This is a genomic window from Pseudoalteromonas sp. G4 (assembly GCF_028875915.1).
Lineage (GTDB): Bacteria > Pseudomonadota > Gammaproteobacteria > Enterobacterales > Alteromonadaceae > Pseudoalteromonas.
Map to the genome: position 1 here is coordinate 1 of NZ_JAPEHW010000018.1, position 11,857 is coordinate 11,857.

Annotated in this window: 10 protein-coding genes; 7 read left to right on the forward strand and 3 right to left on the reverse strand. The window is 39.7% G+C overall.

The features are described from left to right. Both ON073_RS07845 and ON073_RS07850 read left to right on the forward strand, forming a co-directional pair. On the forward strand, positions 1 to 888 hold an 888-nt coding region (locus ON073_RS07845), incomplete at its 5' end, for an FG-GAP repeat domain-containing protein (protein ID WP_274761331.1). Positions 889 to 952: 64 nt separating this feature from the next. Then, positions 953 to 1,675 (forward strand): substrate-binding periplasmic protein, encoded by a 723-nt coding sequence (locus ON073_RS07850; RefSeq protein ID WP_274761332.1) that lies wholly within the window; start codon positions 953 to 955, stop codon positions 1,673 to 1,675. A 363-nt stretch (positions 1,676 to 2,038) separates the two neighbouring features. Here the strand turns inward: ON073_RS07850 and ON073_RS07855 are convergent, their stop codons facing one another. Beyond that, on the reverse strand, positions 2,039 to 3,268 hold the full coding sequence (locus tag ON073_RS07855; protein WP_274761333.1) for a NupC/NupG family nucleoside CNT transporter: 1,230 nt from the start codon (positions 3,266 to 3,268) through the stop codon (positions 2,039 to 2,041). Positions 3,269 to 3,289: 21 nt separating this feature from the next. Then, on the reverse strand, positions 3,290 to 3,916 hold the full coding sequence (gene udk / locus ON073_RS07860) for a uridine kinase (protein WP_274761334.1): 627 nt from the start codon (positions 3,914 to 3,916) through the stop codon (positions 3,290 to 3,292). A gap of 273 nt (positions 3,917 to 4,189) precedes the next feature. Here udk and ON073_RS07865 point away from each other — a divergent pair, with 273 nt between their 5' ends. From ON073_RS07865 to ON073_RS07885, 5 genes are all read left to right on the forward strand, one after another. Next, the gene (locus tag ON073_RS07865; protein WP_274761335.1) at positions 4,190 to 5,401 is read left to right on the forward strand and encodes a phosphopentomutase; all 1,212 of its coding nucleotides are present in this window, start codon (positions 4,190 to 4,192) and stop codon (positions 5,399 to 5,401) included. 16 nt (positions 5,402 to 5,417) lie between these two features. Beyond that, positions 5,418 to 6,119, forward strand: a complete 702-nt coding sequence (gene deoD / locus ON073_RS07870; protein WP_274761336.1) for a purine-nucleoside phosphorylase — start codon at positions 5,418 to 5,420, stop codon at positions 6,117 to 6,119. A gap of 221 nt (positions 6,120 to 6,340) precedes the next feature. Continuing rightward, the gene (locus ON073_RS07875; RefSeq protein WP_274761338.1) at positions 6,341 to 6,679 is read left to right on the forward strand and encodes a DUF3718 domain-containing protein; all 339 of its coding nucleotides are present in this window, start codon (positions 6,341 to 6,343) and stop codon (positions 6,677 to 6,679) included. A gap of 157 nt (positions 6,680 to 6,836) precedes the next feature. Then, positions 6,837 to 8,510 (forward strand): phosphate ABC transporter substrate-binding/OmpA family protein, encoded by a 1,674-nt coding sequence (locus tag ON073_RS07880; protein WP_274761339.1) that lies wholly within the window; start codon positions 6,837 to 6,839, stop codon positions 8,508 to 8,510. Between the two features lie 200 nt (positions 8,511 to 8,710). Further along, positions 8,711 to 9,355: a hypothetical protein gene (locus ON073_RS07885; RefSeq protein WP_274761340.1), complete on the forward strand. Its 645-nt coding sequence runs from the start codon at positions 8,711 to 8,713 to the stop codon at positions 9,353 to 9,355. 796 nt (positions 9,356 to 10,151) lie between these two features. Here ON073_RS07885 and ON073_RS07890 read toward each other — a convergent pair. Further along, positions 10,152 to 11,759: an isocitrate lyase gene (locus ON073_RS07890; protein WP_274761341.1), complete on the reverse strand. Its 1,608-nt coding sequence runs from the start codon at positions 11,757 to 11,759 to the stop codon at positions 10,152 to 10,154. Positions 11,760 to 11,857: the final 98 nt, after the last annotated feature.

Sequence of the window (11,857 nt, forward strand, 5' to 3'; positions counted from 1 at the left end):
CCGCCACGATTCGCTTTTTTTGATACCAATGAAGACAAAATTGCTGAGTTAATTGGTTTTAAAAATGCTGAGTTAACGCTCTTACCCAGCATTAACGCCAAAAATGCCCAAGTGATTAAGATAAAAGACGACATTATGGTGGATGATTGGTGGCACACCAAAGATGCTGATGGCGAATCACTTGATCAAAGTAATCTTGTTTACAGGAAGTTAGAGCGTATTGAAGATGTAAATCATGATGGTATTTTTGATTTAGTAGTGCGCTATACCAAAAGTTCAGGGGCGCTTGATAGGCAAAATGATTATGAAATTTATACCGGTACGATTGATGCGGGCAAAATTGTTTTTCAGCAAAAAACCAGTTCGCTTATTCAAGATGAAGGCACTTTAACCGACCTTACTTTTGTTGATATTAATGGCGATAAGCAATTAGAGGCGTTAGTTTCTGGTTTTGATATTGGTGTGTCACAAATTATTGGTGCGCTGTTATCCGGTTCAATCTCTCAGGACGTACATTTGTTTTATCAAAACGGGCAGGGCAATTTCAGTCCTAAAAACAAAATCACCCGCGAAGTCGAGCTGAGTTTTAGTATTTCAAAAGGGCGCAGTGGCTCCCCTGTGGTACTGTTTGCCGATGTAAACGGTGATGGCAAAAAAGACTGGGTGTTGTCAGATGAGCAAAAAGCGTTCAACGTTTATTTAGCTAAAAGTAAACATGACTTTGAGCGTAGGGCGACAAAATACAAAACCACTTTACCGATGCAAGGTAGACGAGTTGTCAGCACTGACTTAAATGATGATGGTAAAGATGATTTAGTGATGAGTTATGGCAGGCTCGATGAAGAAAACATGCGAAGCACTATAAAAATATTGTTCGCGCAAAGCTAAATAGTCGTATTAAGAAGTAAAATTCTCAACTACACTTACATATTATTTTCTCAAGGATGTGTTTGTGCTTAAACCTATTTTTGCTGCCAGTTTGCTGGCAGCATGCTTTTCTTCCTATGCTGGAGCGATTAAATTTGGTTTTAATCAACAGCATTATTCACCTCATGTTATTCGTGATGATAACTTTACAGCACAATCGGGTATTGTGCTGGATGTAAGCAAAATCGTCGCTGAGGAAGCTGGCTTTATTGCCAAATTGGTATCCTTGCCACGCAAACGTATTGAAGGGTTTTTAGTTGAAGGCAAAATAGATGCGCAGTGCCATACTAATCCTGCTTGGTATCCCAACCCGAATTTAATTTGGAGTGTGCCACTTTACCGCGATTCTGATGTGGTGGTGAGCAATCGTAAATTAGCCTCACTTGATGCCTTCTACGAGAGCAAAGATTTTAAACTAGGTACTGTGCTTGGCTACAAATACCCTGAAATAGCCCCTTATTTTACTGCAGGCAATATTAAACGTTTTAATAGTACCTCTTCTAAAGGTAGCTTTGCGCGTTTTATTAAGGGTGAGTTAGATGGCTTTGTTTCGTCTTTAAGTGAGGCGAATTACTTGGTGCAACTTAAGCGCTTTAATGTGCTTGCAATAAACGAAAATCAAATCCATTGCACGTTTTCGCCAAAGCTAAGTGAAGAAAAACGAAATCGCTTATTAAAGGCTGCTGAGCAGTTAAAAGAGAAAGGTGAATTTGAGCGTATTCTTGCAAAATACATCAAGCCAGATTGATACGGTTTTACAAAAGCTTAGACAAATAAAAAGGGCCCATAAAGGGCCCTTTGGTTTTCTCTAGTATCGTTCAAATTTTTTGCCAGTCTTAACCCCTTAAGACAAATAGGCAACCCTTTGCAGGGCTCCAGTACCGGAGTGTTAATCAAGTACTTGGATTTGGTAAGTGAAACTGCCGTAGCAATTTCACTAAATAAAGCGGCTATACAAGTAACTATACCCTTGGGTATTAACTCAACCTACATCCCACATGCAAGTAGCTGTTGATTTAGCACATTTATCAACGAATTCGTTTGTATCGTGCCTGCAATAAAAACGAATAACTACTTTGTTCAGTTAGCGTTACTTCTAGCCGAGTAACCTTTATGCAATCGACAGGAAAAAACCTGCAATTGCTGCGCTCATTAAATTAGCCATAGAGCCGGCTAATACTGCGCGTAAACCAAGTTGCGCTATGTCTTTACGGCGACTTGGTGCCATACCGCCAATGCCACCAAGCAAAATAGCGATAGAGCTTAAATTAGCAAATCCACATAACGCAAAGGTAACCACAGCTTTCGTGTGCTCGCTCAGTTGCGCTTGGTAATTCATAAAATCTAAGTAAGCAACAAACTCGTTAACAACCAGCTTTTGTCCGATGAAACTACCAGCAAGTTGCGCTTCACTCCAAGGAATACCTAGTAGCCATGCGATCGGCGCAAAGGCATAACCTAATATTTGTTGAATGGTTAAATCTGGGTTATCAAACCAGCCACCAATCCAGCCAACTAGACCATTTGAAAGAGCAATTAATGCAACAAATGCGAGCAGCATTGCACCTACGTTCATTGCTAGTTGCATGCCGTTTAAGGCACCACCAGCGGCAGCATCAATCACGTTTACCGGCTTTTCATCTGAGCTATCTAACTCATTTAAATCTTGTTTAGGCGTTTCTGTTTCTGGCACCATCATTTTTGCCATTAGGAAACCGCCTGGTGCAGCCATAAAGCTTGCAGCTATAAGGTATTTTAATTCAACACCTAAACTTACATAACCCGCTAATATAGAACCCGCTACCGTTGCCAAACCACCGACCATTACTGCAAATAGTTCAGAGCGAGTCATGGTTGCAATAAACGGTTTTACAACCAATGGCGCTTCTGTTTGACCAACAAAAATGTTGGCAGTAGCGGAGAGCGACTCTGGTTTAGATGTGCCTAATAATTTTTGCAGGCCACCACCTAAAAGTTTAATTATCCAATCCATAATGCGTAGGTGGTATAAAACCGCAACCAACGCGGAGAAGAAGACAATTACAGGCAGAACTTTAATTGCAAAAACAAAACCGATGCCTTCGATTTCGTTACCTGCTAAGCCGCCAAACAAAAAGCGAATGCCATCATTCGCATAGCTAATTACGTTGGCAACACCAACAGAAATGCTGTTAAGCACTTCACGTCCTGCAGGTACGTATAAAACAAACGCACCGATCAGCACTTGTAGTGCAAACGCACCACCTACTGTGCGTAGGTTAATTTTTTTTCGATTAGTTGAGCATATAAATGCAATGGCGAGTAAGCTCGCGATACCAACTAAACTCATTAAAGAGGTCATAAATCTTTCCCAAGTTACCTTTTATTGAAGTAATTGTTTTATTTTGCTTTTTAGTATATCAATGGCAACTCGATTGCGCCCCCCTCGAGTTACAACAACGTCTGCGTTGTGCTTCGATGGGTCAATAAATTGGTAAAACATAGGTCTTACCGTTGCTTGGTATTGCTCAATCACAGATTGCAAGCTTCTACCACGCTCTTCTAAATCACGCTGCATACGACGCATCAAACAAATATCAAGCGGTGTATCAATAAACACCTTAATATTAAATTCATCGCACAATTTTGGATCTGATAGAAGTAAAATACCTTCTACAATCAGAATTTTAGCTGGCTGAATTCGACGTGTTTGATCGCTACGTGTATGTTTCGCGTAGTCGTATACTGGAATATCTACCGGTTCGCCTGCTTTAAGCTGATTTAAATGCGCTAATAATAGCTCATGCTCAAATGCATCTGGGTGATCGTAGTTCGTTTGCGTTCTGTGTTCGAACGGCAAATGGGACTGATCACGGTAATAGGCGTCTTCTTCAATAATGGCAATAGCACCGGGTGCTAATTCATTTACAAGCTCATTGTAAATCGTTTGGCTAAACAACGACTTTCCAGAAGCAGATGCACCTGCAATCGCGATAATTGTGCGTGTCACAAAAACGTTACCTTAAAAATCAATACAACAGTGACTTACCTTAGCAAAAAAGCGCACAATTATCTTTAGTTAGTGGCGCCCAGTGGTCCTTTCCTGAATACCGCGACAAATTTAGCCCCTTTAACTGGTTAAAAACAGGACAAAAGTCCTGTGTTACCTATGGCGCAAAGCCTAGAGTATTTATAACGCTAACGTAAATTGGCTAGGCGAAATATCTGCCAGTAGCTAAACTAAAAGCAAACACCTTTTTGGTCATATTAAACTGAGGTAACGATGGCAAGAGCGCTAATTTTAATGGCAGACAGTTTAGGTATCGGTGCTGCACCCGATGCTGAACGCTTTGGTGATAAAGGTGCAAACACTTTAGCCCATTTATTAGCTGCCTATCATGGTGAAACAGGTCACAAGCTAGCGTTACCAAATTTATCGAAACTGGGTCTTATTGATGCATGCGAAGAGGCGAGCAATACCAATTGCCAAGTTGCTGAACGCAATGCACCAATTGCAGCTTATGGTTATGCAAAAGAAATTTCATCCGGTAAAGACACGCCATCAGGGCATTGGGAAATGTCTGGTGTGCCTGTGCTTTTTGATTGGGGTTATTTTCACGATAAGCAAAACAGTTTTCCAGAAGCGTTTATTGAAGAATTTATCAAACGCGCAAATTTGCCAGGTATTTTAGGCAATTGTCACTCATCAGGCACGGTCATTTTAGAAGCGCTTGGTGAAGAGCATATGAAAACAGGCAAACCAATTTGTTACACCTCAACAGACAGCGTGTTTCAAATTGCGTGTCACGAAGAGACATTTGGTCTTGAGCGGTTATATGAGATTTGCCAGATCGCTCGCGAGTTATTAGACGAATATAATATTGGCCGTGTTATTGCGCGCCCATTTTTAGGTGATGCAGCAGATAACTTTGCTAGAACGGGCAACCGTCGTGATTATTCTGTATTACCACCTGCACCGACGCTTTTAGATAAACTTGCCGAAAATAATGGTGCGGTGATTAGCATTGGCAAAATCTCAGACATTTATGCACACCAAGGCATCACTGAAAAACATAAAGCGCCTGGTCTTGAAAACTTAATGGCAAAGACCGTAGAAGTGTTTGGCAGTGCAAAAGATCACAGTCTAACGTTTGTTAACTTAGTGGACTTTGATGAAAAGTTTGGTCATCGCCGCGATGCTATTGGCTACGCAAAAGCGTTAAAACAATTGGACGACTATTTACCTGAGTTTTTAGCGTTACTTGGTAAAGATGATGTATTGATGATCACAGCTGACCATGGCTGTGACCCAACTTGGCAGGGCACAGATCACACGCGTGAATACGTACCTGTTATTGCGTATACACCAGGTATGAATGCAGTTAATTTAGGTGAACGCGACACTTTTGCCGATATTGGCCAAACCTTAGCCCAATGGTTCTCACTTGCACCATTGGAATATGGAAACAGTTTTAAATCTCAGCTTGGCAGCTAACTTAATAGGAAAGATTATGAGTACTCCACATATTAATGCACAATTAAATGATTTTGCCGAAACGGTATTAATGCCAGGCGATCCGCTTCGTGCGAAACATATTGCTGAAACGTTTTTAGATAATGCACGTGAAGTAACATCAGTTAGAAATATTTTAGGTTACACAGGTACATACAATGGAAAACCTGTGAGCATCATGGCATCAGGCATGGGTATTCCTTCAATGAGCATTTATGCTCGTGAGTTAATCGTTAGTTATGGCGTTAAAAACTTAATACGTATTGGTACTTGTGGCGGTATTGGTAGCGACATTAAAATTCGTGATGTTATTTTTGCACAAGGTGCATCTACTGACTCAAATGTAAACCGTGCCCGTGTTCAAGGTTATGACTTTGCTGCAATTGCAAATTTCGACTTGCTTGTAAATGGTGTTGAAGCGGCAAAACGCTTAGGTATTTCTGCAAAAGTAGGCAATGTTTTCACTACAGACACCTTCTATCAAGCATCAACAGAGCTATATCAAAAGCTTGATAAGTTAGGTGTGTTGGCTGTAGATATGGAAACTGCAGGCCTTTACGGTGTTGCGGCTGAGTATGGCGCAAATGCAATGGCATTATTTACTGTTAGTGACCATGTAATTACAGGCGAAGCAACGCCAAGTGAAGAAAGACAAACTAGTTTTAATGAAATGGTTAAAATTGCACTAGAGTCAATTTAACGGTTTTATTAAATTCCTCCTAAACAGTTGTGAAGTCAAAGCCAGTATTTATTACTGGCTTTTTTTATTCTGAAGGGAATTTTAAATAACTGATAAGTGAACATTTACACATTTTATTACAGATAGATCGTGAAGTTAACACTGTGCTTACCTCTGCAACAGGCGAAATTACTGATGTTTGCTACTTTTAATAGGCGTTCAAAGAGAATGAGGAATGGACTATGAAAGCATTAGCATTAACCGTAGTGAGTGCATCACTATTAGCGTTACCAACAGCGAGTATCGCATTTGATAAATCTACCATTGAATCAGTGCTAGTTCAGGCGTGTAAGGATGTAAAAAGTAACCATGTTTACAAGCTACGTTCCAATTTAAGAGCCAATCACCTAAGCACACGAGTTATTAGCGAAAAGCTAATGTGTAATGGCGAAAGTGTTTACGATTTCGCGATGACACATAATGCAGATAAAACTGCTAAGGTATTAAGAACTGGTTCTGTGTCAATTCGTGATGTTGCCTATAATAACTCAGATAAAATTTGGGTTTGGCTAGACGAATAACCTTTAAATTTAGATAGTTATTAAACAGTCTGCATATATTCGCAGGCTGTTTTGTCAACCCCCTTTACAGAAAATATTGTCATCACATTTCCAAGCTGCTGTAATATAAATGCCATCTAAAGTTCATAACATACCCGAAAAAAAATGAGGTATGGCAATGGAACACGAAAAATTACAACTAATCGATCAAATCGTCTCAACTGCCAAACGAGAGTTTGATATTGATTTAGCAAAAGAAAAACTACTTTCTGAAGAAGAATATCGCACCTTAGTGTTTAATGAACTAGCAAGTTTAGAAAATGCTGAGCTTAATCGCTTAATTAGCTTATTTGACCAAGCGAGCAACAATCAAAAACAATCATCAGTGAGCCATGAGCAATCAACACCGAATCGAAATAAAGGTGTGCTTATTGCTTCATCAATTGCAGTTATCGCACTTTGTGCCGTTGGTGTATGGTTTGGCTTTTCTGGAACAAAGACACAGCAAAATGAAATTGTTGCTGTACCTGCCAAAGTTGTTTCACAAAAATCACCTGAAATGACAAAACCTAAACCATTAGAGCAAACACCAGAAGTCGCTTATCAATCATTGTTTGCAATTCATGGTTCTAACACCATTGGTGAAAAATTAGCGCCCGCGTTACTAAAAGCTTATTTTGAAGAGCTGGGTGCTAAAGAGATAGATTGGCAGCAAGGACGAATAGCTACAGAACGCACCATGAAATTTGAAATGGGTAGTGAAAAACTCGCGATTGGCTTGGCAGCTCATGGTTCTTCAACTGCCTTTAAAGCGCTTAATGCCAATATGGCGCAAATAGGGATGTCATCTCGTAAAATCAAAGAAAGTGAAATAGAGGCACTTAAAGGTCAATCAGGTGACCTTTCCAAACTAGGCAATGAACATATTATTGCGTTAGATGGTTTGGCGATTATCGTTAATCAAAATAACCCGTTAAAAACGATTACGACAGAAACGCTATCACGTATTTTTTCCGGCGAGATTAGTAACTGGGCTGAACTTGGTGGAGAGCAAGCTCCTATTAATGTGCTTGCTCGTGATGATAATTCAGGTACCTTTGATACCTTTAAATCACTGGTGTTAAAGAAATATGGCCGTAAGTTAACGAAAAAAGCAGAGCGTTTCGAGTCGAGCTCTGAACTGTCTGAGCATGTTTCACGTGATGACTTTGCTATTGGCTTTATTGGCTTAAATTATATTCGTTACAGCAAAGCACTTGCAATTGCCGACAGCAGTGATACAAAAGCGATTTACCCAACGCGCTTTACGATTGCTACTGAAGACTACCCACTTGCTCGCAGACTTTACCTTTACACACCAACTAACAGCGCAACCCAAATTAAAGATTTTGCCAATTTTTCAATTTCAGACCGTGGTCAAGAAATCGTGCAAGAGTTGGGGCTAATCTCGCAGTCTATTCGTGTTGAAGATGTGGCATCAAGTGAATTAGCACCAGATAAATACAACCAATATGCCAAATTAGCGAAGCGCTTGTCGTTAAACTTCCGTTTTAACTATGCTACACGCGACTTGGACAACAAAGGTAAGCGAGACTTGCAGCGTTTAGTCTCTTTTGTTGAAGAAAATCCAAGTAAGAAACTGGTACTTATGGGCTTTTCTGACAGTATTGGTGCACGCGACAAAAACACCATGTTATCGTTAAGCCGTGCTAAAAGTGTTGAACAAGAGCTTAATGCACGTGGCATTAACGTCTATGCAGTTGAAGGTTTTGGTGAAGATATGCCTCTGGCCAATAATGATAATGAAGTAGGACGCGAACGTAATCGTCGTGTTGAGGTATGGGTACTTTAGATAACCTGTTTGTTATCGTTTACTAATTTATTAGCGTGATACTTTACCTTTACAGGGTGAAGTATCACGTTTTAGCAGAATCAGCTTGTCTTTGCTAAAATTGTTTTACATCCTTTATTCTTAAACTCCGCTTGTTTAGTCATAAGTCTGTCATTTTTCTCACTTAAACTCTGTGCTTCAACATTTAGGAGGGTTATAAAGTGCACAACTTATTGATGGATAAAGCGAGTTTATCGCAAGTGTTTCTAGCTTTTGCACCAATGGAAGCTTTGAAAGTAAAGAATAATATTGAATTTGCAATTAATGCGTTGTCACTTCCTTCACCTGAACTGCTTGCTGAAATGCAAACTTTGGGTATTGATTTACCAAGTACGCCAAGTGCATCTAAAAAAGTTGATTTAGCAACAATTAATAGCACAGTGCTTACCACTCATTTAACAGAGCTCTTCTTAGATAAGCACAAATTGCTAAAAACCTTTTCAGAGTTTTCACTCAGCGAACAAGTAGCATTAAGAGCGTTTTTAAATAACCTGATGCCAATGCTACATCTTCCTCCAGCATCCTTAATCGAAAAGATGCAGCATGAAGGTGTGCTGGATGCATTAATGGGCGAAGAAGATAAAGCACAAGCGGTTAAAAATAAAATAGCCGCAATAAATGCTGCTAAAGAGGATAATAAACTCGATGCTGTGAAAGCGCGTCTTGCAAAACTTTCTGAAAGCCAAAAGCAATGTCCTGACGAGCTAAAAATAGCGCGTGTAAAGGCAAATTTGAACAAAGCGGTGATTGAGACACAGCCTGCAGAGTTGATAGATATAAAAAATAAGCTTGTTCAGCTAGGTTAATCCTTATTAACAGAGCACCATTTTATTAACTCAATGAGCAACGCTTACTAAAATCACTTTTAACCTCCTTCTGTGGCCTGTACCAGATGCTTACAAAGCAAATTTTTACTAACTTACAGGCCTCGCCCCTCATTTTTAAACACTGCACAGTAAAAAACCTCATAAAAAATGACGAAAATTTACAGCAGAGATCATCATTTTACTAAGTACGCTTAAAAAACGGATTAAAAAGGTAGAATAAGTTAGTAAAAAATTGATCTGTAAACCCCGTTTAGGCAGAAAAATACCAACTCGTTAGTAAAATTATGATCTGTGATGCCAGAAACTTGGTTTAAACGGGACTTAACTTAGTAAAAATGTGATCCAGCTATGTTTTCGATGCTGATTTTTGAATTCACCTAGTAAAATCATGATCTCAGAATCGGAAATGTTAGTAAAAATGTGATCTCAAATTAAGCTTGTTAGTAAAACTCTGATCTTAAATAAACTAGTTTTGTCACTTTTAGCTGCTATAACTTCTATAAAAAGCACAGCAATGCATCAAAATTGAACAACTGTTAACGTTAGTTTTACAAATTATGGGTTTTAGACTTAGCTAGTAAAATAGCGATCTGTTTTTTAAGTAGGTAAATCAATACTTAGTAAAAATATGATCTAAGTCTTAGGTCTGTGTCAGAAATGAAAAAAAGGCCATATGGCCTTTGGATCACAGTTAGGGATACATAAATTTTTTTAAAAAAGCTAGGCGCTTTGCCTAGCTTAACCTTTATGGCGAATAATCTTTGCCCTGTGGGTATTAAGAGAACTGGTTCATAGTGTTGTCTTCACCAGCTGCTTTAAGCGCAGCGTCACCAGAGAAGTACTCTTTGTGGTCATCACCCATGTCAGAACCCGCCATATTTTGGTGTTTAACACAGGCAATACCTTGACGAATTTCTTGACGCTGAACGTTCTTAACATAACCAAGCATACCTTGCTCACCGAAGTACTCTTTTGCAAGGTTATCGGTTGATAACGCTGCAGTGTGGTAAGTAGGCAGTGTAATTAAGTGGTGGAAGATACCCGCTTCACGTGCTGCATCAGCTTGGAAAGTACGGATCTTCTCATCAGCTAATGCTGCAAGTTCAGTGTTATCGTACTCAACACTCATTAGCTGGTCGCGGTTGTATTGTGAAACATCCTTACCTTCTTCAACCATTGCGTCAAATACTTGCTGACGGAAGTTTAGTGTCCAGTTGAACGATGGTGAGTTGTTATAAACTAGTTTTGCATTAGGAATAACTTTACGAATTTCATTTACCATAGCACCAATTTGGCCTACGTGTGGTTTCTCAGTTTCAATCCACAGCAAATCTGCACCATTTTGTAATGAGGTAATACAATCAAGTACACAGCGCTCTTCACCAGTACCTGGGCGGAACTGGAATAGGTTACTTGGCAAACGCTTAGGACGAACAAGTTTGCCGTTACGGTTAAGAATAACGTCACCATTTTTAATATCTGTAGATTCAATTTCTTCTACATCTAGGAAAGCGTTATATTGGTCGCCTAAATCACCCGGTTCATTGCTTACTGCGATTTGTTTGGTAAGGCCTGCACCTAATGAATCGGTACGCGCTACAATAATGCCGTTATCAACACCTAATTCAAGAAATGCATAACGAACAGCATTAATTTTTGCTAGGAAATCTTCATGTGGAACCGTTACTTTACCGTCTTGGTGACCACATTGTTTTTCATCCGATACTTGGTTTTCAATTTGAATACAACATGCACCCGCTTCAATCATTTTCTTCGCAAGTAGGTAAGTTGCTTCTTCGTTACCAAAACCTGCATCAATATCGGCAATAATTGGTACAACGTGGGTTTTATGGTTTTCAATTTTATCAAGCACAGCTTGTTCAGTTGCGCTATCACCAGTTTTACGGGCTGCGTCTAATTCACGGAAATAACCACCTAATTCACGCGCATCTGCTTGACGAAGGAAAGTGTATAGCTCTGCAATCAGTGCTGCTACAGACGTTTTTTCATGCATTGATTGGTCTGGTAGTGGGCCAAATTCAGAGCGAAGTGCTGCTACCATCCAGCCAGAAAGATATAAGTAACGACGGTCAGTGTTATTTTGGAAGTGCTTTTTAATTGAAATCATTTTTTGCTGACCGATAAAACCGTGCCAACAACCTAGAGACTGAGTGTACTTTGATGGGTCTTGGTCGTACGCTTCCATATCTTTACGCATGATATCGGCAGTGTAGCGTGCAATCTCTAAACCATTTTGAAAGCGATTTTGTAGACGCATACGCGCTGCTGACTCAGGGTTAATGTTCTGCCATTTTTTGTCACCAACTTCTTTTAAAGTTGCAATGCGGTCAATCTCTTGTTGGTAAGTAAGTTGTGTAGCCATCGTTATCATTCCTTCATCTTGTTTAATTGGATGGCGCTGGTGTTATTAACTCACTGAGCAACAACATTGAACGGGTAGCGCCTTTACATCTAAGTTAG

Excerpts from the sequence above, each read along its gene's own strand:
- ON073_RS07865 (WP_274761335.1), top strand. The coding sequence starts at position 4,190 with ATGGCAAGAGCGCTAATTTTAATGGCAGACAGTTTAGGTATCGGTGCT.
- deoD (WP_274761336.1), top strand. The coding sequence starts at position 5,418 with ATGAGTACTCCACATATTAATGCACAATTAAATGATTTTGCCGAAACG.
- ON073_RS07855 (WP_274761333.1), bottom strand. The coding sequence starts at position 3,268 with ATGACCTCTTTAATGAGTTTAGTTGGTATCGCGAGCTTACTCGCCATT.
- ON073_RS07890 (WP_274761341.1), bottom strand. The coding sequence starts at position 11,759 with ATGGCTACACAACTTACTTACCAACAAGAGATTGACCGCATTGCAACT.
- ON073_RS07880 (WP_274761339.1), top strand. The coding sequence starts at position 6,837 with ATGGAACACGAAAAATTACAACTAATCGATCAAATCGTCTCAACTGCC.
- ON073_RS07875 (WP_274761338.1), top strand. The coding sequence starts at position 6,341 with ATGAAAGCATTAGCATTAACCGTAGTGAGTGCATCACTATTAGCGTTA.